This is a genomic window from Cryobacterium sp. TMT2-42-4 (assembly GCF_004402645.1).
GTDB lineage: Bacteria > Actinomycetota > Actinomycetes > Actinomycetales > Microbacteriaceae > Cryobacterium > Cryobacterium sandaracinum.
On sequence record NZ_SOFT01000025.1, the window covers coordinates 49,680 to 66,561 of the forward strand.

The window sequence follows — 16,882 nt, forward strand, 5'->3', positions numbered from 1 at the left end:
AGTGTCGATGGTGGTGTGAGGATGGGGTCCATGCGGTCACGGTGGTTGATTCCGGTCGCGGTTGCGGCGGTTCTGAGCTTTGCGATGTCCAGCGCGTCGGCGCCCACGGCGGCTTGGGCGCAAAACCCGGTCGACTTCGGCGCCAGCCACATCGTCGACACGGTCGACGCCGTCACCGCCCGCGCCGACGAGGTCACGGCCGCGTTCGACGAGCTCTATTCCGAGACCGGGGCCGACCTCTTCGTGGCCTACGTCGACAGTTTCACCGGGGTCGAGGACCGCGAGCAGTGGGCCGACCAGACGGCTGACAACAACGGCTTCGGCACCAACGACGTGCTGCTGGCCGTGGCGACGGATGACCGCCAGTACCAACTTTCCGTGGCCCCCGACTCCGCCCTGACGGATGCCCAGCTCCAGGAGATCGAGACCGTCGCCATCGAGCCGGCTCTGCGCCAGAACGACTGGGCTGGCGCCGCGATCGCCGCAGCCGAGGGTTTCTCCGCGGCTCTGCGGGGCGAGCCGGTCTCGATCGGCGAGATCACCCCCGGGGACGAAAGCCCCGGCGGCGGTGCGGGCGGGTTCCTCATCGTCGTGTTCGTGGTCATCGCCGTGCTGGTTCTTCTGGTCGTCGGAGCGGTCATTCTGCTCGCCCGACGCGGACGAGGACGTGCCGTGCCAGCCGGCGCCGGGGCGCCGACCGGGCTGCAGGCCCTGCCGACGCCCGAGCTCAAGCGGCGCGCCTCGAGCACCCTCGTACAGACCGACGACGCGATCCGTTCCAGTGAGCAGGAGCTCGGCTTCGCGGTCGCCCAGTACGGCACGGAGGTCACCGCCGCCTTCCGGGCCGCGCTCGAAACGGCGCAGAAGCAGCTCAGCCAGGCGTTCACCCTGCAGCAGAAGCTCGACGACGCCGAGCCCGACTCCGAAGAGCAGGCGCGCGCCTGGTACGCCGCGATCATCGACCTCTGCAGCCAGGCCAACCTCACCCTCGATGCGCAGGCCGACGACTTCGACGAACTGCGCCAGCTGGAGAAGAACGCGCCGGAGGTCGCCGCTGCCGTGTCCCAGGGTGCCGAGGCCGTGCGGGCCCGGCTCGCCGGCAGCGAGGAGAGCCTGGCGACCCTGGCCGCCCGGTACACCGACGTGGCGCTCGGCACGGTTGCCGACAACCCGGCCGAGGCCCGCGAGCGTCTCGCCTTCACGGAGACCGCTCTGGCCCGGGCCACCACCCGGCTGGGTGCCGGCGATACGGCGGCCGCGGCCGTGGACATCCGTGCGGCCGAGGAATCGGTCGACCAGGCGCGGTTGCTCCTGGACGCCGTGGACCGTCTGGGCACCGACCTCGCCGGCGCGACCCGGCAGCTGGCGGCCACGGTCGCCGAGCTGCAGACCGATCTGGTGACCGCGGGCAGCCTGCCTACATCGACCGAGGCCGCCGCCGCGTTGCCGGGAGTGATCAGCCAGACCGAACACATTCTCGCCGAGGTGCGCGCTCGCTCCGCGGCCGGCCGGATCAACCCACTCGAGGTGATGGCGATGCTCGACGCCGCCAACACCGCGATGGATGCCGCACTGCAGGGCGTGCGGGACGCCGAGGCGCAGGCCCAGCGCGCCCGGGCCGCCCTCAACCAGAACCTGCTCGCCGCGCGCGCTCAGGTGTCGGCCGCGGAAGACTTCATCGGCGCTCGGCGCGGGGCGGTGGGCGCGGAGGCGCGCACCCGGGTCGCCGAGGCCGGCAGGGTTCTCGTGGAGGCCGAATCGCTGGCCGCCACCGACCCGAATGCCGCACTCGCCGCCTCGCAACGGGCCAACTCCCTGGCCGCGGCCGCCATCGCGGGCGCCCGGAACGACGTCGACGGGTTCGCCGGTCAGGTTCCGGGCGGCTACGGTCCCGGCTACCGAGCAGGCGGCAGCGGCGGGAACGGGGTCATGGGGGCCGTGCTCGGAGGAATCCTGATCAACACACTCCTCTCCGGCGGCGGGGGTGGCATGTTCGGTGGCGGCGGCCGGCGCGGCGGCGGCGGCTTCGGCATGCCCGGCGGCTTCGGCGGTGCCGGTTCCCGCTCACGCCGGGGCGGGGGCGGGCGGTTCTAGAAACCGGCGACGTCGCAGCCGTTTCGGCCGTCGCAGCCGTCGCAGCCGTTGCCGCCGTGTCAGCCCGCACGGCGGCCCACACGTCTTGACCAGCACAAACCGACACACTGGAGGTCAGCCGATGCTCCGGAACTCGAAAGGACACCGCACAATGACGAAACAGTCCATCTTTGGCCGTATCTCCCAGTTGGCGAAAGCGAACATCAACGCGCTTCTGGACTCCGCAGAAGACCCGCAGAAGATGCTCGACCAGATGGTTCGCGACTACACCAACAGCATCGCCGACGCGGAGAGCGCGATCGCCGAGACGATCGGCAACCTGCGCCTGCTCGAGGACGACTACCGGGAAGACGTCGAGGCAGCGACCGAGTGGGGCGGCAAAGCCCTGGCCGCGAGCCGCAAGGCCGACCAGCTGCGCACCGCCGGAAACGCGGCCGACGCCGACCGTTTCGACAACCTCGCCAAGGTCGCCCTCGGCCGTCAGCTGCAGTCGGAGAAAGAGGCGAAGCTGGCCGAGCCTCAGATTGCCTCGCAGACGGCCGTCGTGGCCCAGCTCAAGGACGGCCTCAACAAGATGAAGGAGAAGCTGAACCAGCTCTCCGCCAAGCGCAGCGAACTGATCGCCCGGTCGAAGACCGCCGAGGCGCAGACCAAGGTGATGGATGCCGTCAAGAGCATCGACCTGATGGACCCCACCAGCGAGGTCAGCCGCTTCGAGGACAAGATCCGCCGCGAGGAGGCCCGCGTGCGGGGCGCCAGCGAGCTGGCCGCGTCGAGCCTGGACGCCCAGTTCGAGAGCCTCGAGGACCTCGGCGAGCTCACCGAGGTCGACGCCCGCCTCGCCGCGCTCAAATCCGGCGGCGCCGGCTCCATCACGCAGTAGCCTCCAGCGCAACCGGGCGCCGACGGGAACATCCCGTCGGCGCCCTGCGTTGTTCCTAGCATGACAACTCTTGGAATCATCGGCGCCGGCAACATCGGCAGTCAGCTCGCACGACTCGGCGTGGCCAACGGATACGACGTGGTCGTGAGCAATTCGCGCGGCCCCGAAACCCTCACTGACCTGATCGGCGAGCTCGGCCCGCACTCCCGCGCCGCGACCCCCGCCGAGGCCGCCACGGCCGGCGACCTCGTGGTCGTGACCATCCCGCTGCACCAGATCCACACCCTGCCCACGACGGAGCTGGCCGGCAAGCTCGTGATCGATACGAACAACTACTACCCGCAGCGCGACGGCGACATCGCCGCACTCGACGACGAGAGCACCACCACGGCCGAGCTGCTCCGCGATCGCCTGCCGGAGTCCACGATCGTGAAGGCGTTTAACCACATCTATGCTGCCGATCTCACGGAGCACGGTCAGCCGGCCGGGTCCGTCAACCGGCGCGCCCTGGTCATCGCCAGCGACGACGCCTCCGCCGCCGCTACCGTGACCGCACTGCTGGACCGCTTCGGCTACGACACCGTCAACGTCGGCGCGCTCAGCGAGGGCTGGCGCATCCAGCGGGACACCCCCGGCTACGGCCCGCGCTTGAACGCGGCCGAGTTGCGGGACGCGACGGACGCCGCTGCGCGCTACCGCGACCAATAGGCGCTGCGCGGAGATCGGCCCGATCCAGCACGAAAATCCCACGCGCGGGGAAGCTCTGGGAGCATACTGAAGTATGGCTCCCTCCTTCGTTGTCGTGCCACAGTGGCAGGGTTCGGTTTCTCCGCGCGCGATGCGCCTGAGTGACGGGGCGGAGGCGATCCGAGGTGATCTTCCCTACTCCGTCACCCGTGAAGTGCCGGTGCCGGTCGAGGCCGGCGATTCTCTCGACACCGGCATCGACCGCTTCTCCACCCTGATGATGGTGCGCGAACGCCTCACGGCTGCACTGCACGGCGGCGCTGGCCCGGTGGTCACGATCGGCGGCGACAACGGGGTGTCCCTGGCGGCCGTCGAGCATGCGTCGCGGCAGCATCCTGATGACCTGGCCGTGGTCTGGCTCGACGCCCACCCCGACCTGCACACCCCCGACACCTCACCGTCCGGAGGTTTCACGGGGATGGTGCTGCGCGCCATCACCGGCGAGGGTGCCGCCGGCCTGACCCTCGACCCGGGTGAGCGCGTTCCTCTGGAACGCGTCGTGATCGGCGGCGCGCGCGCCATCGACCCGGCCGAGGACGCCCTGATCCGGGACCTCGGAATAGTGAGCCTCCCGGTCGAGGACCTCGACCCTCCCGACGCGCTCGTCGCGGCCCTGCGCGCCACGGGCGTGGGCACCTTCTACCTACACCTCGACCTGGACGTGCTCGACCCGTCGGCGCTGGCTGGCCTGGCCGACCTCTACCCGTTCGGGCTGAGCGTCGACACCCTGAACCGGCTGATCACCGCCCTGCGCGCCGAATTCGAACTGGCCGGCGCCACCATCGCCGGCTTCGCCCCGGCCTCGCCGGAGGCCGCCACCGACGACCTGCCGAGCATCCTGCGCATCATCGGCGCGCTGACCCGACCTGCTCAGCCATAGCATGGGAGCGACGCGCCAGCGTCACGAGGCCAAGGGAGGCATCCGTGAACGAGCAGCACTCCGTTTCCGATCCGTCGAGGATCATCACCGAGAGGCGCGGGCACGTGCTGCTGATCGGGTTCAACCGCCCGGAGAAGCGCAACGCCGCCGATCTGGCGCTGCTGATGCAGTTGGCCCTCGCCTACGGTGAACTCGACCGCGACCCTGAGCTGCGGGTCGGCCTCGTCTACGCGGTCGGCGACCACTTCACCGCCGGTCTTGACCTGGCCGACATCGGCCCCCGGCTTGGCCCCGACGGCCTCGACATGGTGCCGCCCGGCGGCATCCATCCGTGGCAGGTCGACGGGCCAAGCGTGTCCAAGCCCGTGGTGATGGCCGTGCAGGGCACCTGCCTCACCCTCGGCATCGAGCTGATGCTCGCGAGCGACATCTCCGTGGCGTCAGAGTCCACCCGCTTCGGCCAGATCGAGGTGGCGCGCGGCATCCTGCCGTTCGGCGGCGCGACCATCCGCTTCCCGCGCGCGGCCGGCTGGGGCAACGCCATGCGCTGGATGCTCACCGGCGACATGTTCGACGCCCGCGAGGCCCACCGCATCGGGCTCGTGCAGGAGGTCGTGCCGGACGGCACCCAGTTCGAGCGCGCGCTGGAATTGGCCGAGCGGATCGCCGCCCAGGCCCCGCTGGCCGTGCAAGCCACGCTGGCCAACGCCCGCACGGCCGCGCGGGAGGGTGCCGCGGCCGCCGAGGCGGGGCTACAGCCGGCCCTGGCCCGCCTGGCCGCAACCGAAGATTCCCGCATCGGCATGGAGGCATTCGTCAGCCGCCGGCCGGCTACTTTCGTGGGTCGTTAGGCTGGCAGCACCACCTCATCGGAACTACAGCACCACTCAGCTGCACCACTGACCAAAGGAGAGACGGATGTCTGCCGCCGCCAGCACCACCCCATCTGACCCTGCCGCCAAGAGTTACGACGTCATCGTGATCGGCGCCGGCGCGGCGGGTGAGAACGTCGCCGACCGCACGACGCAGGCAGGCCTACGCACCGTGATCATCGAGGCCGAGCTGGTCGGCGGCGAGTGCTCCTACTGGGCCTGCATGCCGTCGAAGGCGCTCCTGCGCAGCGGAGCGGCCCTCGCCGCAGCCCGGCGCGTCGCCGGTGCGGCCGAGGCCGTGACCGGCGACCTGGACATCGCGGCCGTTCTGCGCCGCCGCGACTCCTTCACGAGCAATTGGTCCGACGAGGGCCAGGTGCGCTGGCTGGAGAAGACCGGCATTACCCTGATGCGCGGCCACGCCCGCCTCACCGGCGTGCGGGAGGTGACCGTGACCGCTGACGACGGCACCACGACCGTGCTGGTCGCGGCGCACGCCGTGGTCGTCAGCACCGGGTCGGCGGCGCTGCTGCCCGATATTCCCGGTTTGGCAGCCGTGTCGCCGTGGACCAGCCGCGAGGCCACCAGCGCCCCCGGAATCCCGGACAGTCTGGCGATCATCGGCGGCGGCGTGGTCGCCGCCGAGATGGCCACCGCCTACGCCGGGCTCGGCGCCGAGGTCACGATGATCGTTCGGAGCGGTTTGCTCGGCGGTCAGGAGCCCTTCGCCGGTGAACTCGTGCTCGCGGCCCTCCGGGGGGCGGGCGTCACCGTGCTGACCGGGGTGTCGACCACCGGGGCGGCCCGCACCGCCGGCGGCGACGTGACCCTCACCCTCTCCAACGGCAGCGGGGTCACCGCGACCGAGGTACTCGTGGCCACCGGCCGGGTTCCCCGGAGCGCGGATGTCGGGCTCGAGACCGTGGGCCTCACACCGGGCGACTGGCTCGAGGTCGACGACACCCTGCTGGTGCGGGGCACCGCGCCGGACCTGACCCGGGACTGGCTGTATGCCGTCGGCGACATCAACCACCGGGCCCTCCTCACCCACCAGGGCAAGTACCAGGCCCGCGCGGCCGGTGACGTGATCGCGGCCCGGGCCGCCGGCAGGCCCGTCGACGACGCCCCGTGGGGATCGCACGTCGCCACAGCCGACCATGCCGCCGTGCCGCAGGTCACCTTCACCGACCCCGAAGTGGCATCTGTGGGACTGACCCAGGCTGCTGCCGAGAAGGCCGGGTTCCGCACCCGGGTGCTGGACTACAACCTGGGCCAGGTGGCCGGGGCATCCGTGCACGCCGACGGCTACACCGGGTCGGCGCGCGCGATCGTGGACCTCGACCGTGAGGTTCTGATCGGGGTCACCTTCGTGGGGCCGGATGTCGCGGAGCTGCTGCACGCGGCCACCATCGCCGTGGTCGGCGAGGTGCCCATCCGCAGGCTGTGGCACGCCGTGCCGAGCTACCCCACGCTGAGCGAGGTCTGGCTGCGGCTGCTCGAGGAGTACGGTCGTCCGTAGCCGCACTTTCGCCCTCGCGGCGCACTCGGTGGAGGCTGGCGCACTTTCCAACCCGCGCCACCTTCCACCACCTGCCCCGCGCCACCTTCGCCGTGAATCGATCATGGGAAACCCAGGCTTCTATCGTGGGGGCCACCTACGCTAGAGGAGTGCGGCGCATCCTCTTCGACTCCCCCATCAGCCGGGCCGGCTACCTCTACGCCACCACGGTCGGCGTGATCTGGGGTTGCATCTGGAGCACGGGCACGGTCGAGCGCCGAGGCGGCCTCATCGTTTTTCGCGGGATGCCCGCCTGGGCATTCGGACGCGGCGGAGCCTGTGTCGGCGGCTGCTACCTGACCAACCAGAACGTGTCGATGGCCATCCTCGAACACGAGGCCGTGCACAAACGCCAGTGGCAACGCTTCGGGATGGTTTTTCCGCTGCTCTACCTGGCGGCCGGCCTCAATCCGCTGCAGAACCGCTTCGAGATCGAGGCCGGCCTCAAAAAAGGCGGCTATGTCAAATAACCCGGAGGGACCCAGAATGACCGCACGCACCATCGTGATCACCGGCGCCAGCGACGGGATCGGCGCCGCCGCCGCCCGCGCCCTCAGCCAGTCCGGGGACCGAGTCGTGATCGTGGGCCGCTCGCCAGCCAAGACCGCCGCGGTCGCCGAGGCACTGGGTGCCGACTTCCTCGTGGCCGACTTCGCCTGCCTCGACGAGGTGCGCACCCTTGCCGCCGAGCTGCAGGAGCACTATCCGCGCATCGACATGCTCGCCAACAACGCCGGCGGCATCATGGGCGACCGCGTAACCACCGTTGACGGCTATGAGAAGACCTTCCAGGTCAACCACCTGGCTCCCTTTCTGCTCACCACGCTGTTGATGGACCGGCTCGTCGCCAGTCGGGCCCGGGTGATCAACACGTCCAGCGCCGCCAACCAGCTCTTCGGCAAGATCGACCTCGACGTTCTGCAGGGCGAGACGAAGTATTCTGCGAACAAGGCGTACGGCGACGCCAAGCTCGCGAACATCCTCTTCACCAGGGAACTCCACCGCCGCTACAGCGACGAGGGACTCACCACTGCAGCCTTCCACCCCGGTGTGGTGGCAACGAGCTTCTCCACCGGGTCGACGACCCTCATGCGCCTCATTTACCAGACTCCGCTCAAACGCCTGCTGCTCGGCGCTGAACAGGGAGCCGACACCCTGGTCTGGCTGGCCACCGCGACGCCGGGCACCGACTGGGCATCGGGCGAGTACTACGAGAAACGCCGCATCCAGAAAGCGAATAAGCAGGCCTACGACTCCCAGCTGGCCGCCGCCCTCTGGGAGCAGAGTTCCGCGCTGGTCGCCGCGCACTCGGCGCCTCTGGCCTCCTAGCCGGAGCCTCCGGCACGAGGCTTCCGGTGTCGGATTCGTGCGGGGTTCGGGTCGCGGTGCGGAACTCCAAACGGGAGAGACTTCGGCTGCGCACCGGGCTCGCCACTGCTCCGGACGATGGGCCCTGCCACCCTGCGTCCTGCCTCCCCGGGTCAGGGCGGCCCGCGTGCGCGTGTGGCCAACTCAGGACATCCGTCACCTGCAGTTACCCGCCGGTGCGGAGCAGTGCAGGATCCGCACGGATGTCCGGGAGGCCCGGACGGATCTCCTGAGTTGGCCACACGACGAGCCGGACGTGCCGCGGCACCCGTATGGTTCGGGCGCCCACCCTGAGCTCCCTCGTGGCCGAACCGGTGCAGCTCGGGGCCGGTAAACGTGGCCCGGATGAATGGGGACGACAGCCGGAGCACGTGCGCGGCCGAGTGGCGCAGAATGGTCGGCAGCTCGCGCGGGGGCGGGTGGCGCCGGGCGCATCCGTTGAGGTAAGCAAGTCCCAGGTATGAAATGCCTGACCTTACGAGAATCCACCGGTTCACGGTGGCAGATCGGGCCGGTGGCGCGCATGATGGTCTGGGGGCGTCGCGGTCCCCAATAAATGTCACCCCAGTGGAGGAACAGCATGAGCTACGCACACACCGTCACGGTCAATGTCTCGTTCGACGAAGCGGTCAGGATGGCCCGGGAAGCACTGGCCGACCAAGGATTCGGCATACTGACCGAAATCAACATGCAGTCCACCTTCGCCGCCAAGCTGGGCCAGGAGGCCGCCGACGCCGTCGGCGACTACCTGATTCTCGGCGCCTGCAATCCCGCCCTGGCCCAGCGGGCCGTGACCGCCGACCCTGGCATCGGCGCTCTGCTCCCCTGCAACGTGGTCGTGCGCCGCCACGCGGGGGCCGGTGAAACCACCGTGGAAGCCCTCGACCCGGCCATCATGGCGCAGCTCAGCACGAAACCGGAGATCAAGCAGGTCTCCATCGAAGCGGATGCCCGGCTGCGCGCGGCCCTCGCCGCCGTGCTCGCCGGCGCCGCGCAGTAACCTTGGGCCAGGCCTGATCAGGCGGGAAAACGTTGACCGGCGGGGGAATCAATGAACGAACGCACCGAACAGGTGATCGGACCCGGTCCAGGATCCGGGGCGGCGTCGCCCTGACAGTGCTGGCGGGACTGCTGCTGAGTGCCTGCTCCTCGACCCCCGCACCGGGGTCCACCCCCACGCCCACCGTGTCGACGATCGTGATGAGCGGCTCCCGACTGGTCAGCCAGACCCCCGACGGGCAGACCGTGCAGACCGCGGACTTGGACGACGGCCCCGACACGGCCATCGTATTGCTCACGAACGCCTTCGGAACGTCGCCGATCCAAACCGAGATGACTCGGGACGAAGCCTGTGATGCGCCTTCGACCCACTATGTCTGGGACGACGCAATGCTCTCCGTGTCGTCCATCGGGTTCACAGTCAGGTTCAGCGGCCCCTCCGTAGCGGGGATAGCCCTTCGGAGCAGCGGTGGATTCGCGGTCGGCGAAAATGCCCAGGCCTTCTTCGATGCGCTCCCGGAGGATCAGGCGCACGATGAATACAACGACGGTTCAGGACCCTTCGTCTACGACAAGGTGGCTGACGGTGCCCCCTGGGGTGAGGACGGCTCCGCCTTCGGCGGAGTGGCCCTGCTCCAGCCGGGCGGTGTCGTGAAGGCGATCGTCGCGCCGGACACGACGCGCGCCTTCTACTGCTGACGCCGGGCCACCGGCGCACCGGATAGGAAGCGGGACACGGGAGCGGGACACGAGAAAGCCCCACCTCGACGTGGTCGGGCTTTCTCGGTCAAGCGGATGCTGCTACGGGGCGGCGTACCCGGCTGCGGCCTCGGCCAGCAGGTCGGCTTCGGCCCAGGTCGCGAGGTTCGCGCGCAGCTTCACGCCGAGGTCGGCGTCGACGCTGGTCCAGTATGAGATGGCCCGCTCGGTCACCTCGGGGCGCTCCACCCCGCTGATCGCGCCGGTGATGGTGTCGAGGAAGCGCGCCTTTGCGGCGTCGTCGTAGACCTCGCGGTACAGCGTCCCGGCCTGGCCGAAGTCGCTGTCTTCGCTGCGCAGCTGCGCGGCGGCGCGCATGAGCTCACCGTCGTTCTCCCAGCTTCCGTCGGTTGCCGCCTGCGGGTCGGCCACCGGGCCGCCCAGCGAGTTCGGAGCGTAGTTCGGGGCATCCGTCGCATTGAAGTGATAGCGGGCGGCGCCATCCTGCGAGTAGTTGTTCACGGGGGACTTCGCTGCGTTCACCGGCAGCTGGCTGAAGTTCGTGCCAACACGGTAGCGCTGCGCGTCCGGGTAGGAGAAGATGCGCGCCATCAGCATCTTGTCGGGGCTCGCCGCGATGCCGGGCACGAAGTTCGCCGGGGAGAACGCGGCCTGCTCGATCTCAGCAAAGAAGTTCTCCGGGTTGCGGTTCAGGGTGTGCGTGCCGATTTTGACCAGCGGGTAGTCTGCGTGCGGCCACACCTTGGTGATGTCGAACGGGTTGAACCGGTAGGCCTTGGCGTCGTCGTACGGCATGATCTGCACCGAGACGTCCCAGGACGGGAAGTTTCCGGCATCGATGGCGTCGAAGAGGTCGCGCCGGTAGTAGTCGGCGTCGGCCCCGGCGATGAGCTCAGCCTCCGAGCCCTCCATCTCGATGTTGCCCTGGTTGGAGGTGAAGTGGTACTTGACCCAGAAGCGCTCACCGGCTGCGTTGATCCACTGGTAGGTGTGCGAGCCGAAGCCGGGCATCTCGCGCCAGGAGCGCGGCAGGCCGCGGTCGCCCATCAGGTAGGTAACCTGGTGCGCGGACTCCGGGGAGAGGGTCCAGAAGTCCCACTGCATGGTCGCGTCGCGCAGGCCGGAGCCCGGCAGGCGCTTCTGCGAGTGGATGAAATCGGGGAACTTGATACCGTCGCGGATGAAGAACACCGGTGTGTTGTTGCCGACGATGTCGTAGTTGCCCTCGGAGGTGTAGAACTTCACCGAGAAGCCGCGCACGTCGCGCCAGGTGTCGGGGCTGCCCTGCTCGCCGGCGACGCTGGAGAAGCGCTGCAGGGTCTCGGTGGTCGCTCCCGGTTGGAAGAGCGCGGCGCGGGTATACGCGGAGACGTCTCCGGTCACCTCGAAGAGGCCGTGCGCTCCGCCTCCCTTGGCATGCACGATGCGCTCCGGAATGCGCTCGCGGTTGAACTGGGCGAGCTTCTCGACCAGGTAGACGTCGTGCAGGGCAGTGACTCCCTCGGTTCCAACGGTCAGGGAGTGCTCGTCGCTGGCGACGGGCGTTCCCGTCTGCGTGGTGGTGGGCTTGATTGTCATCGTGCTCCTTCGTTGGACAGCGGTGCAGGTGTGGAAAGCGCGGTAAGTGTGGCGGTCTGACAGGCGGGGCAGAGACCCCAGTAGGTGACCTCGGCGGTGTGCACGGTGAATCCGGAGGTGTTCGAGGGCGTTAGGCAGGGGGACGCACCCACGGCGCAGTCGACGTCGTGCACGGCGCTGCACCGGGTGCAGACAATGTGGTGGTGGTTGTCGCCGACCCGGCGTTCGAACAGAGCCGGGGAGCCGGCCGGCTCGATCTTGCGGGCGATCCCTGCGCCGGTGAAGGCCGCGAGCACACCGTAGACCGCCTGCAGTGAGGTGCCCGGCAGCTCGGCTCGAACCGTGGCGTAGAGCCGCTCCGCGGTCGAGTGCGGGGCCTGGTCGAGAACACGCAGCACCGCTAAGCGGGGCCCGGTGACCTTGAGCCCAGACGCCCGGATGCTGTCGGCGAGCGGGCCGGACGCCTCAACCGCCCGCATCCGCCCTGTTTCCGTCATGCACCCCACGCTAACAGTTGTTTTGAATTACTCAAAACAACTGGCGACCACCGGGCGTGGCGCACGCGGGTTGCTCTGCGCGGATCACCGGCTCAGGACGGCGAGCCGAGTGCCGATTGGTAAACGTCGACGACCCGGGCCAGGAAGGCCTCGATGACCTCTCGTTCCCCATCAGAGAGATCCTGGGTGAGCGCCGCCACTCCCCCGATCACCGGAAGCAGTTGCTGGAATGCCCGCGAAACCGACTCCTGAGCCGGCACCACGACCACCTTTCGCCGATCCGACGAGTGCGGATGACGCTGGGCGTGCCCCAGGGCCACGAGCCGGTCGACCACGAGAGTGGTTGCCGCCGTGGAGATGTCCAGGCGGCGGGAGAGCTCGCCCGGGGTCAGCGACCCCTCCTGGATCAGGTGCTCCATCGCGGACAGGTCGGTGGCGTTCACCTCGAGCGCCTGCCCGACTTGGCGCTCGAAGGCGCGGGACAAGTGCACGATGTCGTGCAGCTGGAAGCCGATCCGGTCCGAAACCGGCAGACCGGACTCCCGACTTTCGCCGCCCCCTGGCGCGCCGACGACCCCGACCTCGGAGCCGGGAGCGAACTTGCGACGCTCTTCCATAGGAGCCATACTATTACCAATATTGCTAGGACGCCTAGCAATCAGGTTTCTTGGAGGAATTTTGCTCGCGATTCAGCGGTTCATCACCGGTCGACGCACGGCCTGGATCGTCCTGATCGCGACGATCGTCGCCGTCGGTCTGCTCTTCTCCCTCCTCCCCTCGGACGATTCCGAGGAGTTCCCCACCTCCGGGCTGCCCACGTCCAGCCAGGCCGCACAGGTCGATGCGCTCCTCGCCGAGTTCCCCTCCGCCGAGCAGACCTCAGCGATCGTGGTCTGGACCCGGGAGGGTGCCGACCTGACCCGGGCCGACATCGCGGCCATCGCCGAACGCGGCACCGCCCTCGCCGAGCAGTCGATCGTGCCGCAGGCCACCATGCCGCGGTTCAGCGATGACGGGCAGGCCGCGATCAGCATCGTTCCGCTGGACGCGGACGAGGCCAACGCCGACATCGGCGGGGCGGCCGCCGGCATCCGTGACGCCGCGTCCGACGCACTGCCGAGCGGCCTGAACGCCTATGTCACCGGCGCCGTCGGCTTTCAGTCCGACATCACCAACGCCTTCGCCGGTGCCGACTTCCGGCTGCTGCTCGTCACCGTGATCGTCGTCGCCGTGCTTCTGATCGTCACCTACCGCAGTCCCGTGCTCTGGATCGTTCCGCTCGTCGTCGTCGGCATCGCAGATTGCCTGTCCGGGGTCGTCGTCGGCGCCCTGGCCGAGCCGTTCGACATCACCCTCGATCCCTCCGTCGCCGGCATCCAGTCCGTGCTGGTCTTCGGCGCGGGCACCAATTACGCCCTGCTGCTCGTGGCCCGCTATCGCGAGGAGTTACTCCGCACCGATAACCGCAACGACGCCATGCTGGCCGCGGTGCGCGGTGCCGGCCCGGCCATCGCCGCCAGTGGCGGCACGGTCGCGCTCAGCCTGCTCACCCTGCTGTTCGCCGAGCTGTCCGGCAACCGCGCGCTCGGTTTCGCCTGCGCCATCGGTGTCGTCATCGCCATCACCTTCGCGCTGGTCGTGCTGCCGGCTGCCCTTGTGGTCTGCGGCCGCGGGCTGTTCTGGCCGTTCATCCCCCGCTTCGTGCCGGGCGCCGGCGCCGAGCTGCGTCCCGGCTTCTGGACCCGCCTCGGCCGGGGCGTAGAGCGCCGTCCGATCGTGGTCACCGCGGCATCCGTCGCCGCGATCGGTGCCCTCAGCCTGGGCCTGATCGGCGCCTCCGTGGGTCTGTCGCAGGCCGACCAGCTCCTCGGCAAGCCCGAGTCGGTGCAGGCGCAGGCCATCGTGAAGGAATCCTTCTCGGCCGGCTTGACCAGCCAGACCATCGTGCTGGTACCGGATGCCGCGGCAGCCGAGGCCACGACGCGTGCCACCGACACGCCCGGCGTCGAGTCCGTGCTGGCCGGCGAGAGCGCGAACGGCCTGACCCGGCTGAACCTCTCCCTGTCCAGCGAGCCGGGCAGCGACGAAACCTTCTCCGTCATCGACACACTGCGCGGCACCTATGCCGAGTCCTCGGGCGACGTGTCCGAGGCACTGGTCGGCGGCAGCGACGCCACGGCGTTCGACAACAGGACGAGTGCGCAGGCCGACCAGGCCCTGATCATCCCGATGATCCTGGCGATCGTGTTCGCCATCCTCGCCCTGCTCCTGCGCTCCCTGGTGGCACCCGTTCTGCTGATCCTCAGCGTGCTGGCGACGTACTTCGCCAGCCTCGGTGCCTCCAACTGGATCTTCCAGAACCTGATGGGCTTCCCCGCCTTCAACACCAACGTGGTGCTCTTCGCGTTCCTCTTCCTGGTGGCCCTCGGGGTGGACTACAACATCTTCCTCACCACCCGAGCCCGGGAAGAGAGCATCCGGTTCGGCACGAAGGAGGGCATGGTGCGCGCCCTGTCGTCGACGGGCGCAGTCATCACGAGCGCCGGCATCCTGATCGCGGCGGTCTTCGCCGTGCTGGGCGTGCTGCCGGTCGTGGCTCTGACCCAGATCGGCGTCATCGTCTGCATCGGCGTGCTGCTCGACACGCTCGTGGTGCGCACCCTCGTGGTGCCGGCGCTGGTGTTCCTCACCGGCGACAGGTTCTGGTGGCCGTCCCGTCCGGCCGCGAAGGCCCCGCTGGTCTAGCGCACCGCGGGCGAGAATCCGTGTCGAACCCCGAACGAATTCGACGCCGCGCGCTCGGAATCACTCAGCGGGCGCACGGGAGTCCGAGGCCGCCGGCCTCGGGCGGCGTGCGGTGCTGCCACCGCAGCCTCCGTTCGAGCTGGGCACCGAGCGCCAGCAGCGTGGCCTCCCCACCCGGCCGGCCGATCAGCTGCACTCCCATCGGCAGTCCAGCCTCGGTTTCGGCAACGGGCAGCACGATCGCGGGCAGTCCGCTCACGTTGACCATGGACGTGAACGGGGTGTACTGCACCTGCTGGGCGAAGTTGCGCTCCCCGTCGACCGCGTCGTACCAGCCCAGCGGGCGCGGCGTGAGCGCGAGCGCCGGGGTCAGCACCGCGTCGAATCGGGACAACTGGCGGATGAACGACCGCTCGTAAGCCGACAGGGCCGCGAGCGCCTGAGCCAGATCCCGGGCTGACAGCTCCCGGCCGCGGTGCATCAGCCAGCGGGTGAGCGGCTCGAGCAGCTGCTCCTGCTCCGGGGTGTCGGCGGGGATGCCCGCAGCGCCGGCCTGCCAGATCGTGCGGAACGCCGGCACATAGCTGTCGTCGGGTTCGAGCGCCGTCTCCTCCAGGCCATGGCCCATATTCGCGAACCCGTCGACGGCCACCATCAGGGCCGCCAACGCCTCGGGAGCGATCTCGATCGGGTAGGCGTCATCCCAGGCGGAGGTTGTCATCACTCCGAGCTGGAACCGACCCTCGGCGCGCACGGCGGCGGCCAGCAGAGGTGCATCGTCGCCGGGGGGCCGGAGCGAGTACAGGTGCTGCGGATGCCCGCCTCGCGGCGCGATCATGGCGTCCAGCAGCAGGGCGGCATCCGCCACCGTCCGTGCCAGCGGTCCGGCCACGCTGAGACCGCCGAGCGCGTTGATCCCGGACGACGAGGGCACCCGGCCGCGCGACGGTTTCACGCCGACGAGACCGCAGGCTGCCGCGGGAATCCGCACCGAGCCGCCGCCGTCGGAGCCCGGAGCGAAGGGAAGCAGCCGGGCGGCGACGGCCACCGCCGCCCCGCCGCTGGAGCCGCCCGCGCCCCGGGAGCGGTCCCACGGGTTGCGCGCGGGCGGCCCGGCCAGTGTCTCGGTGTACGACGGCAGCCCGAACTCGGGCGTGCTGGTCTTGCCGAGGCTCACGCCGCCGGCCGCGTCCAGGGCGAGCACGAGATCGTCGGACTCGGCGGGCACGTAATCCTGCATCAGCCGCGATCCGAACCGGGTTGGCACGCCGGCGCGGCTCTGCAGGTCCTTGTCGGCGAAGGGCAGACCCCAGAGCGGCATGCTGCGCGGCATCAGCTGCTCGACGAAGCGGGCCCGCTCCCGCGCGGCATCCGTTGTCACGCTCACGAACGCGCCGAGGCCGGAGTCCTGCGCCTCGATCCGGCCCAGGTAGTGCTCGGTCAGCTCCGTGGGGCTGATCTCACCGCGCTGCAGCGCCTGCCATTGTTCGAGAGCGGTCAGTTCATGCGGAGCGGCCATCCCCCGAGCCTAGCCAGCCGGGATGCCGGGCAGCGGCGAGACGCTCAGGAGTGGGACAGCCCGGTCAGCAACGCCTGGAACGCCCGCGGCGCGGCGCGGAGAACGGATGCCGCCGCCCACGACCCGGCCCATGGCAGCAGCTGCGCGACGTTGATGATCTCGTACTGCACGAGCGACCCGGCCTGCTCCTCGGGCAGCACCTGGTACTCGCCGCGGTACCACCAGCCGCGCCGCAGCACGAGTCGACGTCGGTCCCGGTCGGTGTGCACGTTGCCCCCGCCGGCCGCCCCCGAGGCCATCGCCGTCACGAGCCGGTTGAACACGGCGTCGGGGCCGGCCTCGAGGTGTCCTGCGAACGAGCGCAACACGGTGTGGCGCTCGGGCAGGGTGGGCAGGGCATCGGTCATCCCTCGATTTTAGGC

The 16,882-nt window shown here is 69.6% G+C and carries 16 protein-coding genes; 11 read left to right on the plus strand and 5 right to left on the minus strand.

Annotated elements, in window-relative coordinates:
• The first annotated feature begins 30 nt into the window (after window positions 1-30).
• From E3O18_RS08820 to E3O18_RS08865, 10 genes are all read left to right on the plus strand, one after another.
• Window positions 31-2,094, plus strand: a complete 2,064-nt coding sequence (locus E3O18_RS08820; protein WP_134417926.1) for a TPM domain-containing protein — start codon at window positions 31-33, stop codon at window positions 2,092-2,094.
• Between the two features lie 151 nt (window positions 2,095-2,245).
• Window positions 2,246-2,977 (plus strand): PspA/IM30 family protein, encoded by a 732-nt coding sequence (locus E3O18_RS08825; RefSeq protein ID WP_134395959.1) that lies wholly within the window; start codon window positions 2,246-2,248, stop codon window positions 2,975-2,977.
• A gap of 60 nt (window positions 2,978-3,037) precedes the next feature.
• Window positions 3,038-3,685 carry an NAD(P)-binding domain-containing protein gene (locus E3O18_RS08830; RefSeq protein ID WP_134395960.1) on the plus strand — a complete coding sequence of 216 codons (648 nt, stop codon included), beginning with the start codon at window positions 3,038-3,040 and terminating at the stop codon, window positions 3,683-3,685.
• 73 nt (window positions 3,686-3,758) lie between these two features.
• Window positions 3,759-4,604 carry an arginase family protein gene (locus E3O18_RS08835; RefSeq protein ID WP_134395961.1) on the plus strand — a complete coding sequence of 282 codons (846 nt, stop codon included), beginning with the start codon at window positions 3,759-3,761 and terminating at the stop codon, window positions 4,602-4,604.
• 44 nt (window positions 4,605-4,648) lie between these two features.
• A complete protein-coding gene (locus E3O18_RS08840; RefSeq protein WP_241973267.1) occupies window positions 4,649-5,455 on the plus strand; it encodes a crotonase/enoyl-CoA hydratase family protein in 807 nt (268 codons plus the stop codon).
• A 67-nt stretch (window positions 5,456-5,522) separates the two neighbouring features.
• Complete coding sequence (locus E3O18_RS08845; protein ID WP_134397378.1) at window positions 5,523-6,995, plus strand: NAD(P)/FAD-dependent oxidoreductase; 1,473 nt, start codon at window positions 5,523-5,525, stop codon at window positions 6,993-6,995.
• Window positions 6,996-7,120: 125 nt separating this feature from the next.
• Window positions 7,121-7,504, plus strand: coding sequence for a Fe-S oxidoreductase (locus E3O18_RS08850; RefSeq protein ID WP_134395963.1), 384 nt, complete (start codon window positions 7,121-7,123; stop codon window positions 7,502-7,504).
• 16 nt (window positions 7,505-7,520) lie between these two features.
• Window positions 7,521-8,363 (plus strand): SDR family NAD(P)-dependent oxidoreductase, encoded by an 843-nt coding sequence (locus E3O18_RS08855; RefSeq protein WP_134395964.1) that lies wholly within the window; start codon window positions 7,521-7,523, stop codon window positions 8,361-8,363.
• 619 nt (window positions 8,364-8,982) lie between these two features.
• Window positions 8,983-9,402 (plus strand): DUF302 domain-containing protein, encoded by a 420-nt coding sequence (locus tag E3O18_RS08860; RefSeq protein ID WP_134395965.1) that lies wholly within the window; start codon window positions 8,983-8,985, stop codon window positions 9,400-9,402.
• Window positions 9,403-9,518: 116 nt separating this feature from the next.
• Window positions 9,519-10,100, plus strand: coding sequence for a hypothetical protein (locus tag E3O18_RS08865; RefSeq protein WP_134417928.1), 582 nt, complete (start codon window positions 9,519-9,521; stop codon window positions 10,098-10,100).
• Between the two features lie 102 nt (window positions 10,101-10,202).
• On the opposite strand, the gene E3O18_RS08870 is transcribed toward E3O18_RS08865, so the two are convergent.
• From E3O18_RS08870 to E3O18_RS08880, 3 genes are all read right to left on the minus strand, one after another.
• A complete protein-coding gene (locus tag E3O18_RS08870; RefSeq protein ID WP_134417929.1) occupies window positions 10,203-11,699 on the minus strand; it encodes a catalase in 1,497 nt (498 codons plus the stop codon).
• Complete coding sequence (locus E3O18_RS08875; RefSeq protein ID WP_241973268.1) at window positions 11,696-12,196, minus strand: Fur family transcriptional regulator; 501 nt, start codon at window positions 12,194-12,196, stop codon at window positions 11,696-11,698. Before E3O18_RS08875 ends, E3O18_RS08870 begins: the two co-directional genes overlap by 4 nt.
• A gap of 92 nt (window positions 12,197-12,288) precedes the next feature.
• Complete coding sequence (locus tag E3O18_RS08880; protein ID WP_241978158.1) at window positions 12,289-12,813, minus strand: MarR family transcriptional regulator; 525 nt, start codon at window positions 12,811-12,813, stop codon at window positions 12,289-12,291.
• Between the two features lie 61 nt (window positions 12,814-12,874).
• On the opposite strand from E3O18_RS08880, the gene E3O18_RS08885 reads away from it, so the two are divergent.
• A complete protein-coding gene (locus E3O18_RS08885) occupies window positions 12,875-14,941 on the plus strand; it encodes an MMPL family transporter (protein WP_134417930.1) in 2,067 nt (688 codons plus the stop codon).
• A 64-nt stretch (window positions 14,942-15,005) separates the two neighbouring features.
• On the opposite strand, the gene E3O18_RS08890 is transcribed toward E3O18_RS08885, so the two are convergent.
• Both E3O18_RS08890 and E3O18_RS08895 read right to left on the minus strand, forming a co-directional pair.
• Window positions 15,006-16,460: an amidase gene (locus tag E3O18_RS08890; protein ID WP_134395969.1), complete on the minus strand. Its 1,455-nt coding sequence runs from the start codon at window positions 16,458-16,460 to the stop codon at window positions 15,006-15,008.
• 44 nt (window positions 16,461-16,504) lie between these two features.
• Entirely contained in the window at window positions 16,505-16,867 is a 363-nt protein-coding gene (locus tag E3O18_RS08895; protein ID WP_134395970.1) for a hypothetical protein, read from the minus strand.
• Window positions 16,868-16,882 lie beyond the last annotated feature (15 nt).

Coding starts and splice junctions, on each gene's coding strand:
- E3O18_RS08820 (WP_134417926.1), top strand. CDS start 31: ATGCGGTCACGGTGGTTGATTCCGGTCGCGGTTGCGGCGGTTCTGAGC.
- E3O18_RS08825 (WP_134395959.1), top strand. CDS start 2,246: ATGACGAAACAGTCCATCTTTGGCCGTATCTCCCAGTTGGCGAAAGCG.
- E3O18_RS08830 (WP_134395960.1), top strand. CDS start 3,038: ATGACAACTCTTGGAATCATCGGCGCCGGCAACATCGGCAGTCAGCTC.
- E3O18_RS08835 (WP_134395961.1), top strand. CDS start 3,759: ATGGCTCCCTCCTTCGTTGTCGTGCCACAGTGGCAGGGTTCGGTTTCT.
- E3O18_RS08845 (WP_134397378.1), top strand. CDS start 5,523: ATGTCTGCCGCCGCCAGCACCACCCCATCTGACCCTGCCGCCAAGAGT.
- E3O18_RS08855 (WP_134395964.1), top strand. CDS start 7,521: ATGACCGCACGCACCATCGTGATCACCGGCGCCAGCGACGGGATCGGC.
- E3O18_RS08860 (WP_134395965.1), top strand. CDS start 8,983: ATGAGCTACGCACACACCGTCACGGTCAATGTCTCGTTCGACGAAGCG.
- E3O18_RS08870 (WP_134417929.1), bottom strand. CDS start 11,699: ATGACAATCAAGCCCACCACCACGCAGACGGGAACGCCCGTCGCCAGC.
- E3O18_RS08875 (WP_241973268.1), bottom strand. CDS start 12,196: ATGACGGAAACAGGGCGGATGCGGGCGGTTGAGGCGTCCGGCCCGCTC.
- E3O18_RS08880 (WP_241978158.1), bottom strand. CDS start 12,813: ATGGAAGAGCGTCGCAAGTTCGCTCCCGGCTCCGAGGTCGGGGTCGTC.
- E3O18_RS08890 (WP_134395969.1), bottom strand. CDS start 16,460: ATGGCCGCTCCGCATGAACTGACCGCTCTCGAACAATGGCAGGCGCTG.
- E3O18_RS08895 (WP_134395970.1), bottom strand. CDS start 16,867: ATGACCGATGCCCTGCCCACCCTGCCCGAGCGCCACACCGTGTTGCGC.